The organism is Streptomyces sp. NPDC046977 (assembly GCF_040644455.1).
Lineage (GTDB): Bacteria > Actinomycetota > Actinomycetes > Streptomycetales > Streptomycetaceae > Actinacidiphila.
Genome location: NZ_JBEYWO010000024.1, coordinates 49010 through 68652, shown reverse-complemented (window position 1 = coordinate 68652; position 19643 = coordinate 49010). Strand labels below are relative to the sequence as shown.

The following is a 19643-nucleotide window of genomic DNA, read 5'->3' as shown; positions in this document are numbered from 1 at the left end:
TCAGTGCTCCTTGACCAGCTGGGCGTAGGCCCCGCCCGCGGCGACGAGAGCCTCGTGCCGCCCGCGCTCCACGACGGAGCCGTGGTCGAGCACCACGATCTCGTCGCTGTCGCGGACGGTGCTGAGCCGGTGCGCGATCACCACGCAGGCGCAGCCGCGCCGCCGCAGGTTGTCGATGATGAGCTGCTCGGTCGTGGCGTCCAGTGCGCTGGTCACCTCGTCCAGCACCAGGATGCTGGGGCGGCGCACCAGCGCCCGCGCGATCTCCAGCCGCTGCCGCTGCCCGCCGGAGAAGTTGCGGCCGTCCTGCTCGACACGGCTGTGGATGCCGCCGGGACGGCGGGCGATCACGTCGTCGTACAGGGCGGCGTCGCGCAGGGCGGTCACCACGTCCTCGTCGGGGATGGACGGGTCCCACAGCGCCACGTTGTCGCGCACCGTGCCCTCGAAGAGGAAGACGTCCTGGTCGACGAAGGAGACGGAGGCGGCGAGCACACTGCGCGGGATGTCCTCCAGGCGCTGTCCGTCGATGCGGATCACGCCCTTCCAGGGGCTGTACAGACCTGAGATGAGGCGCGAGACCGTCGACTTGCCGCTGCCGGAGCCGCCGACCAGGGCCACCTGCTGCCCGGGTGAGACCGAGAGCGAGAACCCGGTCAGCAGCGGCTTGTCGAGCGGGCTGTAGCCGAAGGTGATCTCCTCCAGCGTCACGTGGCCCTTGAGCCGGCGGGTGCCCGCCTCGGCCTCGGGCCGCGAGTAGAGCGCGTCCACGGGGAAGTTCTCCACGTCCTTGAGCCGGGCGACGTCCGCCGCGAAGTCCTGGATGCGTCCGGCGACACCGTTGAGCCGGGTCACGGGCGCGGTGAAGCGGGTGACCAGCGCCTGGAAGGCGACGAGCAGGCCGATGGAGATGTGCCCCTCCACCGCCCGCAGTCCGCCGATCCAGAGGATGAGCGCGCTGTTGAGCGTGGCGAGCGTGGGCGCGACCACCGACAGCCAGGCGCTCGGCACCCCCAGCCGCTGCTGCTCCTCCAGGGTGACCGCGTGCTGGCCCGCCCAGCGGCGGAAGTAGCCGTTCTCGCCGCCGGTGGCCTTCATGGTCTCGATCGACTGGAGGCCGGTGTAGGCGGTGTTGGTCAGCCGGGCGTTGTCGGCCCGCAGTTTCTGCGTCCGGGTGGCCCGCAGCCGGACCACGACCCGCATGGCGACGACGTTGAGCAGCGCGATCCCCACGCCCAGGACGGTCAGTTGCGGGTCGTAGCTCCACAGCAGCAGGGCGTAGAGGACGACCACGATCCCGTCCACCGCCGCCGAGGCCAGGTCGCGGGCCAGGGTCTCGGCGACGGCGTCGTTGGACTGCAGGCGCTGCACCAGGTCGGCGGGGCTGCGCTGGGTGAAGAAGGCGACCGGCAGCCGGAGCAGGTGGCGCAGGAAGCGGGCGCTGCCCAGCGTCGAGGAGATGACGCGGCCGTGCAGCAGATTGGACTGCTGCACCGCGGTGAGGGCGGCGGTGAGCGCCACCATGGCGGCCATCCCCGCGAACAGCACGCCGAGCAGCGAGGTCTGCTGCCCGATCAGGAACAGATCGATGTACGTGCGGCTGAGCGCGGGCAGCGCCGCGCCGACCCCGACCAGCAGCAGGCTGGCCAGCAGGGCCGTCAGCAGGGTGCCGCCGGTGCCGCGCAGCCGGGTGGGCAGCGCGGCCAGCACGCCGGGCCTGCGGCCGCCGCGCTGGAAGTCCAGACCGGGTTCGAAGGTGAGGACGACACCGGTGAAGCTGGTGTCGAAGTCCTCCAGCGGCACGAAACGGCGGCCCTTGTCGGGGTCGTTGACGTGCACGCCGCGCCGGCCGAGGCGGCGGCCCGTGCCGTCGTAGACGACGTAGTGGTTGAACTCCCAGAACAGGATGGCCGGAGCGCGTACGCCGGTCAGCGCGGCCGTCTCCATCTGCATGCCCTTGGCACGCAGCCCGTATCCGCGGGCGGCCTTGAGCAGGTTGCTGGCCCGGGAGCCGTCGCGGGAGACACCGCAGGCGATCCGCAGTTCCTCCAGCGCCACGTGGCGGCCGTAGTGGCCCAGCACCATGGCCAGGGAGGCGGCGCCGCACTCCACCGCCTCCATCTGGAGCACGGTGGGGGTGCGCACCGACGGGTAGCGGCGCGGCCTGCGGGACTTGGGCCGGGGGCGGGTGTCGCCCCGCCGGTGGCCGACCTGGGGCGGGGGAGCGGTCGCGGTCACGGGAGCAGCCAATCGAGCGGGCGCTGGGCGGCGAGGTGCACGGCGCCGCCGGCCAGGGTCATGGAGTCGAGGGCGTACGGCGGGCCGTCGGAGGACGACCACGCGTAGCCGGACGCGGTGCGGCGCGAGGTGTCCAGCCGCACCTGGACCGCGACGGGGCGCCCGCCGCGGGCGAAGGCCTGCGCGAGCTGGCCGTCCCCGAGGTAGGCGGTGATCTGCCGGGCCGTCTGCACGGTCCGCCCCACGGCCTGCACATGGCCGCGCAGTACGCCGTAGCGCTGCTGGGAGACGGATTCGACGGTCAGGTCGACGGCGGCGCCGACCGGCACGGTGGAGGCGCTGCCCGCGGGCACGTACAAGGTGGCGGTCAGCGGGTCGCCGGCGTGGGCGACGCGCTCCACGGCCGCGACGTCCGTACCGACGGTGACGACCGTGCCGATGGCGGCCGCCAGCGCGGTCACCCGGCCCGCGTCCACGGTGCGGATCAGGACGTCGCCGTCCGGGGTGCGCACTTTGAGCAGAGGCGCGTCGGCGGGCAGCCGCCCGCCTTCCTCGGCGAACACCCGGGTGACCTGTCCGGCCACCGGGCTTTGCAGCACATAACTGCCCTGGCCGTGCGTGAGAATTCCCGGGGCGTCCATTTTCGATGCGACGGAACCGGTGACCGCCCAGAATGCGGCGGCGGCCGTCGCGACCATCGCGACGGACATCACGAGCACGCCCCGCGGTTTTGCGAAACGCACCGGGAGATCGAGCTCCTCGGGCGATTGCAGCTTTGTGAGGGCCTTTTGTCGGAACTGCACGGGACTCTTCCCTCAGCCACATTTTTCGTTGTCGGTCGTCGGGGCTGTACGCGTACAGCCCGCGGGCACGCCCGTGGGCCCCGGAAGGGAGGTTGCCGGGGCCCACGGTTGCGGTGCCGTCTCAGAGACCGGCGACGAGGCCGGTGGCCAGGCCGGTGACCGCGCCGGTGTTCAGGCCGGTGAGGCCCTCGACCGTGCCGACGACGCCGGCGACGGTGCCCGAGACCGGGGCGATGGAGTCGACGGTGCCGGTCACGTTGCTGACCAGGCCGCCCACCAGGCCACCGGAGACGTTGTCGAGGTCGGCGTCGGAAATCTCGCGGGTCTCGACCTGCGGGGTGAAGTTCATGATGGTGCTTCCCTTCGTGCTGACAGATATCGAGTGGCGAATCAGGGAGGACCTCCCGCCACCGCTGAGGATCCAAGCACGGGGCCGCGTGGCCCAGCCAATTGCCGGTGCGCGTGTTCGAATGTGGTTCGGATTGTCGACTTCACGTCGGGTCCCGAATTCCCACGGCTTGGTGCCAGGTTCTTCACGCGGAAGTGATGGACCGGCCGCGGCGGAACCGGGCACTCCGGATCAAAGGCCGCGTGGGGGAGGGCGGACCGGACGGCCGGTCGGGCGCGATATGTCGTCGGCGTGTGCGGTGTGCAGATTTACCGGAGGTAATGCGCCGGGCGGTAGCGTGGCACCCGGTGATCGACTCGGTTCGGGAGGTCTCGCATGCCCCACAGCGCACCGGTGGACGGATTCCGGCTCGCCTACGACCGCTGGGGTGCGGGCGCGCCGGTCGTGCTGCTGCACGGATGGCCGGGCGACCGCGGCGACTACCACGACCTGGTCCCCCTGCTGGCGGGCTTCTGCGATGTGATCGTCCCCGACCTGCGCGGTTTCGGCGGCTCGGACAAGCACGCCGCCGAGCCCGCGGAGCAGTACGGCACGGCCGCCCAGGCCCGCAGCGTCCTCGGGCTGGTCCGCGAACTCGGCCTGGAGCGGCCGGTGCTGGCCGGCTACGACATCGGCAGCCGCGTCGCGCAGACCGTGGCGCGCGACCGCCCGGACGCGGTGCGCGCGCTCGTCGTCGCCCCGCCGCTGCCAGGCAGCGGGCGGCGCATGCTCGACCCGGGCGCGCAGCGGGAGTTCTGGTACCAGTGGTTCCACCGGCTCCCCCTGTCGGAGGAGCTGATCGACGGGGACCCGGTGGCGGTGCGCGCCTACCTGCGGCACTTCTGGACGCACTGGTCCGGGCCGTCCTTCACCCCCGACGAGGGGCGGCTGCACCGCCTGGTCGGCTCCTACGGCCCGCCGGGCTCCTTCACCGCGTCCCTCGCCTGGTACCGGGCGGGCGGTGGGCCCGTGGCCAACGCGGTCGCGGAGCAGGCACCCCCGGCGGAGGAGCGGATCACCGTGCCGACCACGGTGCTCTGGCCCGAGTTCGACCCGCTCTTCCCCCGTGAGTGGTCCGACCGGCTGGCGGAGTTCTTCACCGACGTGACCCTCGAACTCGTCGACGGGGTCGGGCACTTCGCCCCCGTGGAGTACCCGGGGCCCTTCGCGGCGGCGATCCGCCGTGCGGTGGAGGGCAAGCCGTAGCCGATCTCCACCCCCGGTTCCACCCTTGGGTGCAGGTGTCGCGGGCCCCGCGTCAGCACTCTTGGGGGCATGACAGCAACCGAGTGGATCACCGACATCGCCCTCATCCTCGTCGTCTTCCGGCAGCTGCGGGAAGCCCGTCTGCGCCCCATGACGTTCCTCCTGCCGCTCGGGATCGTGGCCTTCGTGGCCCACACCTACCTCGACTCCATCCCCACCGCCGGCAACGACCTGGTCCTGATCGGCGCCCTGATCGGCGTCGGTGCCGTGCTGGGGGTCGCCGGCGGCGTCTACACCCGGGTCCGGGCCTCCGGCGAGCACATCCTGATCAAGGCCGGCGTGGTCTCGGCGGTCCTGTGGGTGCTCGGCATGGGCGCGCGGATGGGCTTCCAGATGTGGGTGGAGCACGGCGGCGGCGCGGACGACGTCGCCCGGTTCAGCATGGCCCACCACATCACCAGCAGTCAGGCCTGGGTCGCGGCCTTCGTCCTCATGGCCCTCACCGAGGTGGTGACCCGGCTGGCCACGATCTTCGTCCGGAGCCGGATGGTGGTCCGCACCCGGCAGACCGCGCCGGCCGCGCCCGCCCTCGACCACGTGGTGTGACGGTGACCTTGTCCGGAACACCGGTGGGCTATGGTCGGGCCATGCCCGCCGCCACGCCCCCCTCGCCCGGGCCGGCCCCGTCCCCGGGGGACGGCCCGCGGCAGGTTCCGGGGCGGGACCTGCGGGTGCAGTGGATCATCCCGGCCGCCGTCGTCGTCGCGGGGGCGCTGACCATCCGGCCGATGGGCCTCGCCGGCCAGGGCCTGGTGGTGCTCCTGCTGTTCCTGGTCAACTGCGCGGCGCTGCTGATCCGGACGCTGCCCGAGACCACGATGTCCCAGCGGACCGCCCTGGTCTGGTTCACGCTCGGCATCGTCGCGGCGGCCGCGCTGCTCGGCGCCGGCGACCGCGGGACGACCTACCTCTTCGCCTTCTTCATCAGCGGCCACCTCGGGTACCGGCTGGAGACCAAGTGGGCGCTGGGCCTCGCGCTGCTGTGCAGCGTGCTGTGCGGCGGTGTCCTGTACTACCGACTGGGCCAGGGCCACGACGTACTGCCCTGGGCCCTCGGACTCGCCGCCGGCGCCCCGGTGCTGGCGGGGATACTCAACCGCAGCCACCACCAGGCCGTGCGGGCCGCGCTCTCGGCGGCCGAGTCCGCCGAACGCGCCGCCCGGGCCGAGGCGCAGACGGCCGTGCTGACCGAGCGCAGCAGGATCGCCCGGGACGTGCACGACGTTCTGGCGCACTCGCTCGCGGGGATCAACATGCAGCTGGAACTGGCCGACGCGCTGCTCGACACCGGGGACCTGGACAAGGTCCGCGAGGCCACCACCAAGGCGCACGGCATGGTCAAGGACAGCCTGAAGCAGGCGCAGTGGACCGTGCACGCGCTGCGCGAGGACGCCCTGCCGCTGGTCGAGAGCCTGTCCGCGATGGTCGAGTCGTCCGGCCACCGTGACGCGCTCGCCGTCACCGGCGCGGTCCGCGAGGTGCCGGCCCCGGTGGCGCAGAACCTGCTGCGGATCGCCCAGGAGTCCCTGACGAACGCCGCCCGGCACGCCCCCGGCGGCGAGGTCCGCGTGGAGCTGGCGTTCGCCCCGTCCTCGACGGCGCTGACGATCCGCAACCGTGCCGCGACCCGTACCGTGACCGCGGGTGCCGGGGGCGGGATGGGACTGATCGGGATGCGCGAACGCGTCGCCCTGCTGGGCGGGACCATCACCGCGGGTCCGGTCACCGAGGGACCGGACGAGGGCGGCTGGCAGGTGGAGGCAGTGATCCCCGATGAATGAGCAGACCGGGAACCGGACGCCGCTGCGCGTGGTCGTCGCCGACGACCAGGCCGCCGTCCGCGAGCCGCTCGCGGCCGTGCTCGCGCTGTCCGAGGACATCGACGTCGTCGCGGCCGCGGCGAACGGGGCCGAGGTGCTGGCCGCCGTCGCCGAGGGGCCGGTGGACGTGGTGCTGATGGACCTGCGCATGCCCGTGATGGACGGGACGGAGGCGACCCGCAGGCTGACCGAGGAGTACCCCGACGTAGCGGTGGTCGTGCTGACCACGTTCGCCGACGACGACTCGATCCTGGCCGCGCTCAGCGCCGGGGCCCGCGGCTATCTGACCAAGAACGCCGGCCGGCAGGACATCCTCCGGGCGATCGTGGCGGCCGCCGCGGGGCAGTCCGTGCTCGACCGCGAGGTGCAGAACCGGCTCCTCGCCACGGTGCGCCCCGGTCCGCAGGAGCCGGCGCAGCCGCTGCCCGCGGACATCACCCCGCGTGAGCGCGAGGTGCTCACGCTCATCGGCCGGGGGCTGCCGAACCGGGCCATCGCCGAGAAGCTGTTCATCAGCGAGGCCACGGTCAAGACGCACATCAACAACCTCTTCGCCAAGGCGGGGATCCGGGACCGGGCCGACGCCGTGCGCCGCGCCATAGCGGCGGGGCTGGCCTGACCTCCGCGCCGCGGCATGGGCCCCGGGCGTTCCAACGGAAAGTGCGTCCTGCCCTCTTGAGGGATCGTTGAACAATCCTTACATTGGTGGGCACGTCCGGTCCGCAGCACCGCCTGCCCCTGTGAGGTCGCCATGACAGCAACCCCGCGCCGCCCCCCGACCGTGAACGACGACCACGCCCGCCGCTCCGCGCGCCGCGCTCACGTCAGGGCGATGGACTCCGAGTAGCGCCGCACGAGTTGCCGCTCCGCGTCGTCCAGGTACGACGCCAGCAGCAGCTCGGCCTTCACCAGATCGGCGGCCCGCAGGGCGGTGAGCAGCTCGCGGTTGCGGCCGAGGTAGGGCTCGTGGAACTCGCGCGGGTTGTCCATCGCGTGGAAGACCAGGCGGAGTTCGGCGAGCACGCCGGTCATCAGCTCGGTCAGCCGCCGGCTGTGCGCCAGGTCCACCACCGCGTGGTGGAAGTGGATGTTGGCCGTGCCGAGTGCCCGCCAGTCGTCCTCCCCGGCGGCCCGCCCGCCCTCCTCGACGGCGGCCTCCGCGGGCGTCAAATCGTACGGCGGTGCGCCGAGATGGCGGACCACCGAGCACTCCACGAGGCGGCGCACGCGGTAGATGTCCACCACGTCCTGCACGGTCAGGACCCGTACGAAGACGCCCCGGTTGAGCTCGTGGACGAGCAGCTTCTCGTGCGTCAGCAACCGGAACGCCTCGCGCAGCGTGTTGCGCGAGACCCCGAGGGCCGTACCGATGGCGTCCTCGGAGAGCTTCGTCCCGGGGGACAGGAAGCCCTCGGAGATCCGGGTGCGCAGGATGTCCGCGACCCGGTCGGCGGTACTGGAACGCCCCAGCAGGGCGCGGTCGCCGGCCAGGACGGCCGGATCGAGCTCGGCTGCCATGTCACATCCCTCGTCTCACGGGCTCGCAGGGCCCCAGTCAACCGAAAACCCGGGGACGAGACAACAGGTTCCTTGTCGGATTGTTCAACGAGAATCTAGGGTGGCAACTGTGAAGGAATCCCTTCTGACCCCGTCGGCGGCCCGGACGATGTTCCGGGACGGCACCGCCCGGCCCACCACCGGCTGGTGCTCCGCCTACACGCAGGTCAACCTGATCGCCGTGCCCGCCGACTGGGCCCAGGACGTGGCCCTGTTCTGCCGGCGCAACCCCAAGCCGTGCCCGCTGCTGGACATCACCGGGCCCGGCGCCCGGAGCACCGCCCTCGCCCCCGGCGCCGACCTGCGCACCGACCTCCCGCGCTACCGGGTCTGGGAGAACGGGGTGCTGGTCGAGGAGCCCCAGGACGTCGTCCGCCACTGGCGCGACGACATGGTCTCCTTCCTCATCGGCTGCAGCTTCACCTTCGAGACCGCGCTGCGCGGTGCCGGGGTGCCGCTGCGCCACGTCGACCAGGGCCGCAACGTCGCGATGTACCGCACCAACCGCTACTGCCGCCCCGCCGGCCGGCTGTGGGGACCGGTCGTGGTCTCCATGCGGCCGGTCCCGGCGGGGCTCGTCGGCACCGCGGTCCGGGTCACCGCGCGGATGCCCGGCGTCCACGGCGGCCCCGTCCACATCGGCAACCCGGCCGCCCTGGGTATAGCGGACCTCACCCGCCCCGACTACGGCGACCCCGTGCAGGCCGAGCCCGGCGACGTGCCCGTCTTCTGGGCCTGCGGGGTGACACCGCAGGCCGCCCTGATGGCCTCGCGCCCGCCGTTCGCCATCACGCACGCGCCGGGGTACATGTTCATCACCGACACACGGGACGTCGACCAGCAGGTCGCGTGAGACGGCACCCGTACGGTCGCGAGGAGAAGCGAGGAGAGCCGCACCACCCATGACCCACACCGTGATCGACCTCAACGCGGACCTCGGAGAGGGCTTCGGACGCTGGTCCCTGACCGACGACGAGGCCATGCTCTCCGTGGTCACCAGCGCCAATGTCGCGTGCGGCTTCCACGCGGGCGACCCCTCCATCATGCGGCGGGTGTGCGACAGCGCCGCGGCCGCCGGCATCCGGATCGGCGCCCAGGTCTCCTACCGGGACCTGGCCGGATTCGGACGCCGGGCGATGGAGGTGCCCCCGGAGGAACTGGCCGACGAGATCAGCTACCAGATCGGCGCGCTGGAGGTGTTCGCCCGCGCCGCCGGCACCGGCGTCGCGTACGTCAAGCCGCACGGCGCCCTCTACAACCGCGTGGTCGCCGACGCCGGGCAGGCCCTCGCGGTCGCCCGGGGCACCCGGCTCGTCGGCCCCGCGCTCCCCGTGCTGTGCCTGCCGGGCTCCGCGCTGCACCAGGCGGCGGCCGAACTCGGGCTCCCCACCGTCGCGGAGGCCTTCGCGGACCGCGCCTACACCGCGGAGGGCACGCTCGTGCCGCGCCGCACACCGGGCGCGGTCCTCACCGATCCCGGCCAGGTCGTCCGGCAGGCCGTCGCCCTGGCCCGCGACGGCCAGGTCACGGCGATCACCGGCGAGACCGTCACCGTCCGCGCCCGGTCCCTGTGCCTGCACGGGGACACCCCCGGTGCCGTGGGACTCGCCCGCCGGGTCCGCGCCGCCCTCGGCGAGGCCGGCCTGGAACTGGAGGCCTTCGCATGAGGCTGCTGCCGGTCGGCGACGACGCGCTCCTGCTCGACCTCGACTCCTCCGAGCAGGCCCAGGCCTGGCACACCGAACTCCTGCGCCGCCGCGACCAAGGCGCTCTCCCGCCCGTGCGCGAGATCGTGCCGGGGGACCGCACCGTACTGCTGGACGGCGTCCCCGATCTCCCCGCCGTGCGCGCCGCGCTGCGCGACTGCCCGGTGCCGTCGCTGCCGCCGGGCAGCGGGCCCCTGGTGGACATCCCCGTCCGGTACGACGGCGCGGACCTCGGCGTCGTCGCCGAGACGTGGGGCGTGTCGCGGGAGGAGGTCGTACGCCTGCACTCCGGCACCGAACACCGCGTCGCCTTCTGCGGGTTCGCACCCGGCTTCGCCTACATGACGGGCATGGACGAGCGCTACGCCGTCCCCCGGCGGGCCGAGCCCCGCACCTCGGTCCCCGCCGGCTCCGTCGCGCTCGCCGGGCACTACACCGGCATCTACCCGCGGGCGTCGCCCGGCGGCTGGCAGGTGATCGGCACGACCGATGCCCGGCTGTGGGACCTCGGCCGGGAGCCCGCGGCCCTGCTGGTACCGGGGACGCGCGTGCGCTTCGCCCCGGTCGGGGACGCGCAGGGGGAGACGGACGCGTGAGCCACGGCACCCTCGTCGTCGTCCGCGCCGGGGCCCTCACCACGGTGCAGGACCTGGGCCGGTACGGGCACGCCGCGCTCGGCGTGGCCCGCTCCGGGGCCCTGGACGCGCCCGCGCACCGGCTGGCCAACCGCCTGGCCGGCAACCCCGCCGGAGCGGCCGGCCTGGAGACCACGCTGACCGGGGTCGCCGTCCGGGCCGGCCGCCCCCTGACGGCCGTGGTCACCGGCGCCCCCGCGGCCGTCCGGGTGGACGGCCGCCCGGCGGCGTGGGCCGAGCCCGTGCACGTCCCGGCCGGCGCCGTCCTGGACATCGGCCCCGCCACGAGCGGCGTGCGCAGCTATCTCGCCGTCTCCGGGGGCGTCGCCGTACCGGAGGTGCTGGGCAGCCGCTCCGCCGACCTGCTGTCGGGACTCGGCCCCGCGCCGCTCGCGGACGGCGACGTGCTGCCGCTCGGCGCGCCCGCGGGCCCGCCCGTCCACACCGATCTGCCGCCCTGGCAGGGGCCGCCGGGCGAACTGGTGCTGCCGGTCCTCCTCGGCCCGCGCGACGACTGGTTCACCCCTGCCGCGCTGCGCACCCTCACCGCGGGGCACTGGACCGTCTCCCCGCACAGCAACCGCATCGCGCTGCGGACGGCCGGCCCCGCGCTGGAGCGGGCCGTGGCACGTGAACTGCCCAGCGAGGGCATGGTCGTCGGCGCGGTCCAGGTGCCCCCGGACGGCAGGCCCGTCCTGTTCCTCGCCGACTCCCCGACCACCGGCGGCTATCCCGTCGTCGGTGTCGTCCCCGAACGCCACCTGGCGCCGGCGGCGCAAGCCGCACCGGGCCTGCCGGTGCGGTTCACCCTCCTGCGCTGACTGAGGAGTGTGCGCAGAGCGGTGGGGCTCATGTGGAGTAGAGCGTCTCCAGATTGTCGTGGAGCTGGTGGGCCAGCGGCGGTGCGGCGTAGGTGTCGGTCATGACCTCGATGCAGCAGCCGGTGCCGGCCTTGTCCGCCGCCTCCATGGCCCGGTCGAGCTCGGCGAGGGTGGACACCCGGGCGGTGAACCAGTCGTCGCAGCCGAGGGCCTTCGGCAGCTCGGAGTACCGCCAGTTGGCCAGGTCGTTGTAGGCGATGTCCGGGTGCTTGCAGAGCATGCGCTCGATCAGGTAGCCGTGGTTGTTCAGGACGAACACCACCGGCCGCAGGCCGTACCGCCCGAACTGGCTGATCTCCTGCGCGGTCAGCTGGTGGGAGCCCTCGCCGGTGATCAGCACAACGCGCCTGCCGTCCGCAGCGACGGCCGCGCCGACCGCCGCGGGGGTGGCCCAGCCGATGGAACCCCACAGGGTCTGGTTCTGGAAGGTGGCGCCGCGGGGCAGCCGCGCGAAGGCCAGGCCCATGGAGACGGTGCCGGTCTCGGCGACGAGGATGTCGTCGGGCTTGAGGAAGCTCTCCCAGCGGGGATACAGGTTCTCCGCGGTGATCGGGTCGCCCGCCGAGCCGCCCGCCGGGGCCATGCGGGAGACCTCCGACGTCGGGCGCGGCCACTGCTTGCGGGGCAGTTCGCGGGCCAGGGCGTCGAGGAGGTCCTTCATCTCCACGCTCTGGTAGGTCATGCCGTCGACACTGACGTGGTGGTGGCAGATGCTGATCGTGCGGCCGGGATCCAGGTGGGCCGTGAACGCCCCGGAGTTGAAGTCGTGCATCAGCGCGCCGACGATCACGACGACGTCCGCGTCCTCGACGAAGCGGCGGACGCTCTCGTTCATGAGCTTGCCGTCGTACATGCCGGCGTACGCGGGCTGGTCCTCGTCGAGGACGCCCTTGTCGGCCATCATCGTGGCGAAGGGCAGCCCGGTGGCGTCCAGGAACCCCTGGAGCTCGGCGCCGAGGCCGGAGCGTTCGGTGAGGATGCCCGGCAGCGCGCAGGCGCTGTCCGCCTGGCCGAGCATGTCGCTCACGGCCCGGACGGCCGCCTTCAGCTGCGCCGGGTCGCTGGCGGGCGCGGGGATCGGGTGGGCCTCGCCGACCACGGGCATCTCCGCGAGGTCGGCGGGGAAGGCCATGTAGACCGGGCGGCGGTGGTAAAGCGCCGCCGCGATCAGGCGCTCGGTCTCGGCCGCGGCGTTCTGCGGCGTCATGATGGCGCTCGCGCACACCACGGGCTCGGACATCTTCCGGAAGAGGTCGAACTCGCCGTTGCCCAGGGTGTGGTGGACCAGCGAGTGGTGCGCCTGGACCGGCATCTTGGGCATCCCGACCAGATGGAAGAGCGGGAGGTGCTCGGTGTAGGCGCCGGCGATGCCGTTGATGGCGCTGAGCTCGCCCACGCCGTAGGTGGTGCAGACCGCGCCGATGCCGTGGATCCGGGCGTACCCGTCGGCGCTGTAGGCGGCGTTCAGCTCGTTGCAGCTGCCGATCCACTCGATGCCCGGATGCTGGGCGATGGCATCGTTGACGGGGAACGCGTAGTCGCCGGGGACGCCGAAGACATGACGCACGCCGATGTCGTGCAGCCGGTTCAGGACGTGCTGGATCACGGTGCTGGGCATGGGGTCTCTTTCCTTCTGGCGCCGCCGCCCCGGGGGCGGTGACGGGCGGGGAGCCCGCGCCGCGGCCGGAGAGGCGGATCGTCACGGAGCGTTGCTTATGGTGACGTAAAGGACATACCTTGCCCCATTCTCCCGGCTCCCGGGGGACCCGCAACCGGGACGGCGGCGCTGCGGCCCGGCCGCGGCCCGGCCGCGGCCCGGTGCGGGAGCGCGCCGAACGGACCGCGCGGTCCTATGCTGGCCCCATCCGGAAGGGGGAGAGCGCCATGCGCGACACGGACCCCGGGCTCTTCGGGCCCGCATCGGTCACCTGGCAGATGCACGGGGATCCCATGATGTGGGTCGCCGGAGTCAGGGCACTGTATCTGCAGGCACTGCATCCCCGGGCCGTGCGGGGCGTCACGCAGAACTCCGACTTCCGGAAGGACGCCTGGGGCCGGCTGCTGCGGACGGCGGACTTCGTCGGCACCATCACCTACGGGACGACCCTGGAGGCCGAGCGGGCCGGCGCACGCGTGCGCGGCATCCACCGCAGGCTCAGGGGGCGGGACCCGGACAGCGGCGCCCGGTTCGGGGTCGACGACCCGGAACTGCTGCTGTGGGTGCACTGCGCGGAGATCGACTCCTATCTGTCGGTCGCCCGCGGCTCCGGCTACCGGCTGAGCGACACACAGGCCGACGCCTACGTCGACGAACAGCGCGAGGCGGCGCGCCTGGTGGGCCTGGACCCGGCGGGCGTACCGGCCGACACCGCCGAGCTGTCCGCGTACTTCGAGAAGATCCGGCCCCAACTGGCCCTCACGCCCGAGGCCCTGGAGGTCCAGGCCTTCCTGCGCAGGCCCCCCGTGCCGGCCGCGCTGCTGCCGGTGCGCGAGGTCCTGTGGGGGCAGGCGGCCGCCCTGGCGTACGGCGCGCTGCCGCCCTTCGCCCACGAACTGTACGGGCGGCCCGCGCCGTCGGTGCCGGTGACGCTGCGGCGGCTGCGCGCCACGGGACGCGTACTGCGGGCGGTCCCGTCGTACCTGCGCTGGCAGTTGCCGCCCGGCCACATCCTCAAGGCAGTCGGCCGGCTGGGCCCCGGGACGCACCCCTCGGCGTACCGGCTGCGCGAGCGGGCACGCGCCGGGAGCTGACCGGCCCCACGGCGATACCCTCTGCGGCGATATGCCCATCGGCTGCCCGCGCGGCCATACTGGGGGAGGGGAGAGTCGGGGAACGACGGGGGCGGCGCGCGGCATGAAGGCGGTACACGAAGGCGACACCGTGCTGCAGGGACGGTACCGGCTGCTGGAACGCATCGGCCGCGGCGGCATGGGCGAGGTCTGGCGGGCGGAGGACGAGGCGCTGGGGCGGGAGGTCGCCGTCAAGTGCCTGAAGCAGCTCAGCCCCGCCATGGACCCGTCGATGGGCCGGGTGCTGCAGGAGCGGTTCCGCCGCGAGGCCCGGGTCGCCGCGGCGCTGCCGCACCGCGGGATCACCGTCGTGCACGACTTCGGCGAGTACGAGGGCGTGCTCTTCCTCGTCATGGAGCTGCTGGAGGGGCGTGACCTGCGCCGGCTGCTCCAGGACAACGGCGGCGAGCCGCTGCCCGTACCGGACATCACCGACATCGCCTTGCAGATCGCCGACGCGCTCGCGTACACGCATGCCCGGGGCATCGTGCACCGCGACCTGAAACCGGCCAACGTCGTCCGGCTCACCGACGGCGCCGTGAAGATCTGCGACTTCGGCATCGCGCGGCTCGGCCACGACATCGGGTTCACCTCCCGGCTGACCGGGACCGGCGTCGCCATGGGCACCCCGCACTACATGTCGCCGGAGCAGATCGGCGCCGACGAGTCCATCGACCACCGCAGCGACCTGTACTCCCTCGGCTGCGTGCTCTACGAACTGGCCACCGGCGCACCCCCGTTCGACCTCGACGACGCCTGGGCCGTGCTGGTCGGCCACCGCGACACGGCGCCCGTGCCGCCGCGTGAGCACCGAAGCGACCTCCCCGCCGGGCTGGACCGGCTCATCCTCGACCTCCTCGCCAAGGAGCCCGGGAACCGGCCGCAGAGCGCGGCGGACGTGGCGGGGCGCCTGGCGCCGCTGCGGGACGCTCCCGCTCCTGTGGCCGTCGCCGTTACGGAGGCCCGGACGGAACTTCCCTCGTGGGCGCGGCAGGCCGGGTTGCGGCCGGGCCCGCGCGTTCCCCGGGCGGCGGCGGCGGACCGGCCGCCGGCGAGCGCCGCCGAGGCGCTGCGGACCTACGAGGACGTCGCCGCCGCGCGCGCCGGCAGCCTCGGCCCGGACCACCCCGACACGCTGGCCGCGCTCCAGGAGGCGGCGTACACCCTGGGCCGGCTCGGCCGCCACACCGAGGCGCACGCCGCGTACACCACCGTGCTCGCCGCCCGCGAACGGCGGCAGGGCGCCGACCACCCCGACACGCTGCACTGCCGGCACAACCTCGCCGTCACGCTGGGCCGCCTGGGCCGCACCGCCGACGCCCACACCCTGGCGGCCGAGGTCGCCGTCTCCCGCGCCCGCGTGCTGGGCCCGGACCACCCCGACACGCTCACCACGTGCGGCGAGACCGCGCATCTGCTGGACCTGCTGGGCCGCTGGTCGGAGGCCCGCCTGGAGTACGACCGCATCGCCGCCACGCGTGCCCGCGCGCTCGGCCCGGAGCACCCCGAGACCCTGGCCGCGCGGCACGAACTGGGCGCCTGCCTCGGCCGGATGGGCATGTACGCCGAGGCATGCGCGCTCTACGCCGATCTGGCGGCGACCCGTGCCCGGGTCAGCGGCCCGGACCACCCCGACACGCTGCGCGCCCGGCACGGCCTCGGCCTCAACCTGGGCCGCCTCGGGCGCTGGCAGGACGCGCTGACCGAGGCCCGCGCGGTCGCGGAAGCCCGTGCACGGGTGCTGGGCGCCGACCACCGGGACACCCTCGTCAGCCGCCGCGAGGCCGCCGTTGCGCTCGGCTGGCTCGGGCAGTGGGAGGAGGCCCTTGCCCTGCACGGAGAGGTGGCGGCGGCACGCGAACGCGTCCTGGGCGCCGCCCACCCCGACACCCAGGCCAGCCGCGCCGACGAGCAGCAGTGCGGTGAGCGGCTCGGCCGCCCCGCCCGGTCGGCGGCGGGTGCCGCGGCGGGCCAGATGAACTGACGATCCATCAGGAAGTGTTCCGCCCCTTCGCGCCGGTCCGCGTTGGCGCGCGAAGGCGCCGCCGTGCGTGCGGGCGAGGAACGTCGCCGTGAGCGGCCCGGCGTCGGTGGGCGAACATGTCCTGGGCCGACCGTCCTGGCGTACAGCCAGTCGCACACCGTGAGCGGTTCGGGCGTTCCGTGCGGGCGACCAAGTCACCTGACGGGACCTCAGGCGACGTTCGTCCCTTTGTGTCAGCCCGACGCCTGCACGCGAATGTGTCGTGGGCGTCGGCCGTTCCGATGCGCAGGACAGCCGCACCGAGGGGGGAGTAGTGCCGTGAGGAGCGCGGTCGGCCAGTCCGACTGACGGTGCGGCGGAACACGGTTGCCTGTCGGGGCGGGGCGCTCGGCGCGGAGCACGCAGGCGACGGCAAGGGGGAGCGGCGACGCCCGCGGTGCGCGGGGCGCGCGCCCTGGGGGGCGGGTCCCCCCCGCCGCGAGGCCCCGGGCCGCTGGATGCGCGGCGGGACACAGAACCGCGCGTGGCCGGAACGCGGTTCATGGGCGCAGGCCATCCGCATCGATGAGCAGCAGGGCCGGGACCGGTTCGGGCGCCTGCGCGGTCGGCGGCCGGTGCCGCGCGGGCGGTCTCCCGGGCTATCCCCCTCCTCGTAGACGGGCGAGGTCGAGGAAGACGCCCTGCAGCGCAGTGCCGAGCGCGGCCGAGGAGCGGCGGCGCCCGGGGTGCGCGGGCCGCGCGCCCCGGGGCGCGGATCCCCCGCCGCGAGGCCCCGGGCCGCAGGACGCACGGCGCCGCACTGGGAGGGAGCCCCCCTGCGAACTGAGCGGGCCGTCGCCGGAGCGCCCCGCGGGGCGGGGGCGCCTACATTGGGGGTGGGTGGAGGGAGGCGCGTCCGATGATCCGACCCGTGACCGTGGGCCTGGACAGGTCGCCGGAGAGCCGTGCGGCGGTGCGCTGGGCGGCGTGCGAGGCGGTGCGCCGGAACGTGCCGCTGCGGGTCGTGCACGCGGGCGGCCATCCGTACGGGGACGGGATGCTGCGCGAGGCCGCGGAGGAGCTGGCGGCCACGCATCCCGGGCTGACGGTGACCACGGACGTGGCGGACGCGCCGCCGGCGGAGCTGCTGGTGGCGGAGGCCGGGCGGAGCGAGCTGCTGGCGCTGGGTTCGCAGGGGCTGAGCGGGCTGTCCGGCTACGTGGTGGGGACGGTCGGCCAGGCCACCCTGGCCCGGGCGACCCGCCCCGTCGTGGTGGTCCGCGACGGCGGTGCCCCCGAGGTGCGGGACCCCCGGCCGGTGGTGCTGGGACTGGCCCTGCGGCAGGGCGCCGCCGACGTGACCGCCTTCGCCGTGGAGGCCGCGCAGCGCGGGGGTACGCCGCTGCGGGCGGTCCACACCTGGTCGTACCCGCCGATCTACCGGTACGCGCCCGCGGCGATGGACCCGGCCTGCGGCGCGGAGATCGCGGCGGGCGAGAAGCACGCGGTGGCGGCCGCGATGGAGCCCTGGCGGGAGAAGGCGCCGGGCGTGGAGATCACGGAAGAGGTCGTCGCCGGCAACGCCGCGCAGGCCCTCGTCGACGCCGCCGCGGGCGCGGGCCTGCTGGTCGTCGGCCGCCGCAGCCACCAGCCCGCCTGCCTCGGGCCGACCGCGCACGCCGCGCTGCACCACGCGCCCTGCCCGGTGGCCGTGGTCCCGTACGAATGACGCCCGCGGGCCCGGGGTAGCGTCGGGCGCGTGGACGATCTCCGTACGGCACACGTGAACGGCGTCCGGCTGGCCTACCGCACCTGGGGCGACCCCGGGGCCCCGCCCCTGGTCCTGCTGCACGGGCGCGGGTCGGACGGCGCGGACTGGGCGCCGGTCGCCCCCGCGCTGGCGCGGACCCACCGGGTGTACGCGCCCGACCTGCGTGGGCACGGCGGCAGCGAGTGGCCCGGGGAGTACGCCTTCGAGGCGATGCGGGACGACGTCGCCGCGCTCCTCGACTCGCTCGGCCCCGGACCGGTGGCCCTGGCCGGGCACTCCATGGGCGCCGTCGTGGCCTATCTGCTGGCCGCCGCCCGCCCGGAGCGGCTGACCGCACTCGTCCTGGAGGAGCCCGTGCCGCCGGACCCCGCGGTGCCGCCGCGGGCGGTGCCCACCGGCCCGGAGGGCGGGGAGGCCTTCGACTGGCGCGTGATCGCGGCCGTCAACCGGTGGATCAACGCGCCCGAACCCTGCTGGTGGGACCTGCTGGGCGGCATCGCCTGCCCCACACTCGTGATCGCCGGCGGCCCGGGCAGCCATGTCTCCCAGGACGGGATCGGGCGGATCGCCGCCCGGATCCCCGGCGCGCGACTGGTGGCGACCGAAGCCGGGCACCTGGTCCATGAGGCCGACCCGGAGCGCTTCCTCGCCGAGGTCAGTCCGTTCCTGGCGGATCCTCGCCGCCCCTGACCGGCAGCCCCGCGGCGCGCCAGGCCTGGAAGCCGCCTTCGAGGTCGGTGGCGCGCGGCAGCCCGATGTCGTGGAGGGAGGCCGCCGCGAGGCTGGAGGTGTAGCCCTCGGAGCAGGCCACGATCCAGCGCACCTCGTGCCCGGTCGCCTGCGGGATGCGCGCGTCGCTGAGCGGGTCGAGCCGCCACTCCAGCACATTGCGCTCGATGACCAGCGCCTCCGCGAACTCGCCCTCCCGGGCCCGCTGCGCTGCCGGCCGGATGTCGACGAGCAGCGCCTCGCCGGCGGCGAGTTCGGCCGCCGCCTCCCGGGGCCCGATCCTGTGCAGGCGTTCCCGGGCGCGGGCGAGCATCCGGTCGATGCCGGACGGGACAGGGGTTTGTTCGGGCCCGGTCATCGGACGGCCTCCCGGAGGACTGCGGACGGGGTCGGGAGCGGTGCGGGTACGGCCGCCGGTTCCGGCGCGTCGGTCAGCACCGTACGGGTACGGCGCAGCGAGCCGGTGTCGTCGACCGCGTAGTAGGCCATCGCCGTCAGCGGCGGCGAGTAGGCGTGCACGCTCACCGCGGGCGCCGCGGAGGCGTTGACGACGTCGTGGACATGCCCGAGGGGGAAGCCCGTGCCGCGGCCCGCCGCCAGTTCGCGGCCGGTGATCCGGCCGCGGCCCTCGCGGTCGTACGTCCAGCGGTGCTCGGTGAGCACACCGCTGACCACGGTGAGCGCGCCGAGCGACCCCGCGTGGTCGTGGAGTTCGGTGGAGGTGTCGCGCGGCCAGGTGATCAGCCAGACGTCGACGTACGGGTCCTGGTGCAGCCGCGTGTACCAGCGGCCCTCCGGCAGGTGGACGGGCCGGTGCGCGCCGTCCTCGACGGCTTGCGCGTAGCCGCGGACAAGGGCGCGCAACTGGGGGAGGACGAGCGGCGTGGGACCGCTCGCCCTGTCGTGCAGGGCCATGGGAATCGCTCCGGAGCAGTGGTCGCCCGACGCCCCGCACGCGGCGGGAAGGTGTCGCGGGGGTCGGTGTGGAGGGGGCGGACGTCAGCCCCGGCGACAGCTCTGGTCGAAATGGTGCGCACGACGGCCCGGCCACAGCGGCCCCAGGTTCCAGATGTTCGTGCGCATGAGCCCATGAAAC

At 74.2% G+C, this 19643-nt stretch carries 19 protein-coding genes; 12 read left to right on the top strand and 7 right to left on the bottom strand.

Annotation, left to right across the window (positions count from 1 at the left end):
- The 3 genes from ABZ883_RS30405 to ABZ883_RS30395 form a co-directional block, all read right to left on the bottom strand.
- A complete protein-coding gene (locus ABZ883_RS30405; protein WP_360911730.1) occupies nucleotides 1–2238 on the bottom strand; it encodes an NHLP family bacteriocin export ABC transporter peptidase/permease/ATPase subunit in 2238 nt (745 codons plus the stop codon).
- Nucleotides 2235–3041 carry an HlyD family efflux transporter periplasmic adaptor subunit gene (locus tag ABZ883_RS30400; protein WP_360911728.1) on the bottom strand — a complete coding sequence of 269 codons (807 nt, stop codon included), beginning with the start codon at nucleotides 3039–3041 and terminating at the stop codon, nucleotides 2235–2237. Before ABZ883_RS30400 ends, ABZ883_RS30405 begins: the two co-directional genes overlap by 4 nt.
- Before the next feature lie 121 nt (nucleotides 3042–3162).
- Nucleotides 3163–3390 (bottom strand): type A2 lantipeptide, encoded by a 228-nt coding sequence (locus ABZ883_RS30395; protein WP_360911726.1) that lies wholly within the window; start codon nucleotides 3388–3390, stop codon nucleotides 3163–3165.
- A gap of 375 nt (nucleotides 3391–3765) precedes the next feature.
- On the opposite strand from ABZ883_RS30395, the gene ABZ883_RS30390 reads away from it, so the two are divergent.
- From ABZ883_RS30390 to ABZ883_RS30375, 4 genes are all read left to right on the top strand, one after another.
- Nucleotides 3766–4635: an alpha/beta hydrolase gene (locus ABZ883_RS30390; RefSeq protein ID WP_360911724.1), complete on the top strand. Its 870-nt coding sequence runs from the start codon at nucleotides 3766–3768 to the stop codon at nucleotides 4633–4635.
- 69 nt (nucleotides 4636–4704) lie between these two features.
- Complete coding sequence (locus ABZ883_RS30385; protein WP_360911722.1) at nucleotides 4705–5241, top strand: hypothetical protein; 537 nt, start codon at nucleotides 4705–4707, stop codon at nucleotides 5239–5241.
- A gap of 125 nt (nucleotides 5242–5366) precedes the next feature.
- Nucleotides 5367–6476, top strand: coding sequence for a histidine kinase (locus tag ABZ883_RS30380; protein WP_360911887.1), 1110 nt, complete (start codon nucleotides 5367–5369; stop codon nucleotides 6474–6476).
- Nucleotides 6469–7134 carry a response regulator transcription factor gene (locus tag ABZ883_RS30375; RefSeq protein WP_360911720.1) on the top strand — a complete coding sequence of 222 codons (666 nt, stop codon included), beginning with the start codon at nucleotides 6469–6471 and terminating at the stop codon, nucleotides 7132–7134. Before ABZ883_RS30380 ends, ABZ883_RS30375 begins: the two co-directional genes overlap by 8 nt.
- 200 nt (nucleotides 7135–7334) lie before the next feature.
- Here ABZ883_RS30375 and ABZ883_RS30370 read toward each other — a convergent pair whose 3' ends face one another.
- The gene (locus ABZ883_RS30370) at nucleotides 7335–8033 is read right to left on the bottom strand and encodes a GntR family transcriptional regulator (RefSeq protein ID WP_360911718.1); all 699 of its coding nucleotides are present in this window, start codon (nucleotides 8031–8033) and stop codon (nucleotides 7335–7337) included.
- 148 nt (nucleotides 8034–8181) lie between these two features.
- Between ABZ883_RS30370 and ABZ883_RS30365 the strand changes: the two genes are divergently transcribed.
- Genes ABZ883_RS30365 through ABZ883_RS30350 form a run of 4 tightly spaced genes read left to right on the top strand, consistent with a single transcriptional unit; the run spans nucleotide 8182 to nucleotide 11234 of the window.
- The gene (locus ABZ883_RS30365; protein WP_360911885.1) at nucleotides 8182–8925 is read left to right on the top strand and encodes a putative hydro-lyase; all 744 of its coding nucleotides are present in this window, start codon (nucleotides 8182–8184) and stop codon (nucleotides 8923–8925) included.
- Nucleotides 8926–8974: 49 nt separating this feature from the next.
- Nucleotides 8975–9739: a 5-oxoprolinase subunit PxpA gene (locus tag ABZ883_RS30360; RefSeq protein ID WP_360911716.1), complete on the top strand. Its 765-nt coding sequence runs from the start codon at nucleotides 8975–8977 to the stop codon at nucleotides 9737–9739.
- Nucleotides 9736–10374, top strand: a complete 639-nt coding sequence (locus ABZ883_RS30355) for an allophanate hydrolase subunit 1 (protein WP_360911714.1) — start codon at nucleotides 9736–9738, stop codon at nucleotides 10372–10374. Before ABZ883_RS30360 ends, ABZ883_RS30355 begins: the two co-directional genes overlap by 4 nt.
- Nucleotides 10371–11234 carry a biotin-dependent carboxyltransferase family protein gene (locus ABZ883_RS30350; RefSeq protein WP_360911712.1) on the top strand — a complete coding sequence of 288 codons (864 nt, stop codon included), beginning with the start codon at nucleotides 10371–10373 and terminating at the stop codon, nucleotides 11232–11234. Before ABZ883_RS30355 ends, ABZ883_RS30350 begins: the two co-directional genes overlap by 4 nt.
- A 28-nt stretch (nucleotides 11235–11262) precedes the next feature.
- Here ABZ883_RS30350 and ABZ883_RS30345 read toward each other — a convergent pair whose 3' ends face one another.
- Nucleotides 11263–12912, bottom strand: a complete 1650-nt coding sequence (locus tag ABZ883_RS30345; RefSeq protein WP_360911711.1) for a thiamine pyrophosphate-binding protein — start codon at nucleotides 12910–12912, stop codon at nucleotides 11263–11265.
- A gap of 266 nt (nucleotides 12913–13178) precedes the next feature.
- On the opposite strand from ABZ883_RS30345, the gene ABZ883_RS30340 reads away from it, so the two are divergent.
- From ABZ883_RS30340 to ABZ883_RS30325, 4 genes are all read left to right on the top strand, one after another.
- Complete coding sequence (locus tag ABZ883_RS30340; protein ID WP_360911709.1) at nucleotides 13179–14045, top strand: oxygenase MpaB family protein; 867 nt, start codon at nucleotides 13179–13181, stop codon at nucleotides 14043–14045.
- A 103-nt stretch (nucleotides 14046–14148) separates the two neighbouring features.
- Entirely contained in the window at nucleotides 14149–16068 is a 1920-nt protein-coding gene (locus ABZ883_RS30335; protein WP_360911707.1) for a tetratricopeptide repeat protein, read from the top strand.
- 898 nt (nucleotides 16069–16966) lie between these two features.
- Nucleotides 16967–17776: a universal stress protein gene (locus ABZ883_RS30330; protein ID WP_360911705.1), complete on the top strand. Its 810-nt coding sequence runs from the start codon at nucleotides 16967–16969 to the stop codon at nucleotides 17774–17776.
- A gap of 30 nt (nucleotides 17777–17806) precedes the next feature.
- Nucleotides 17807–18508 carry an alpha/beta fold hydrolase gene (locus ABZ883_RS30325; protein WP_360911702.1) on the top strand — a complete coding sequence of 234 codons (702 nt, stop codon included), beginning with the start codon at nucleotides 17807–17809 and terminating at the stop codon, nucleotides 18506–18508.
- On the opposite strand, the gene ABZ883_RS30320 is transcribed toward ABZ883_RS30325, so the two are convergent.
- Together ABZ883_RS30320 and ABZ883_RS30315 are read right to left on the bottom strand one after the other, a co-directional pair.
- Nucleotides 18474–18905 (bottom strand): rhodanese-like domain-containing protein, encoded by a 432-nt coding sequence (locus tag ABZ883_RS30320; RefSeq protein ID WP_360911700.1) that lies wholly within the window; start codon nucleotides 18903–18905, stop codon nucleotides 18474–18476. The genes ABZ883_RS30325 and ABZ883_RS30320 overlap by 35 nt on opposite strands.
- The gene (locus ABZ883_RS30315) at nucleotides 18902–19462 is read right to left on the bottom strand and encodes a cysteine dioxygenase family protein (protein ID WP_360911699.1); all 561 of its coding nucleotides are present in this window, start codon (nucleotides 19460–19462) and stop codon (nucleotides 18902–18904) included. The genes ABZ883_RS30320 and ABZ883_RS30315 overlap by 4 nt, the downstream gene beginning before the upstream one ends.
- Nucleotides 19463–19643 lie beyond the last annotated feature (181 nt).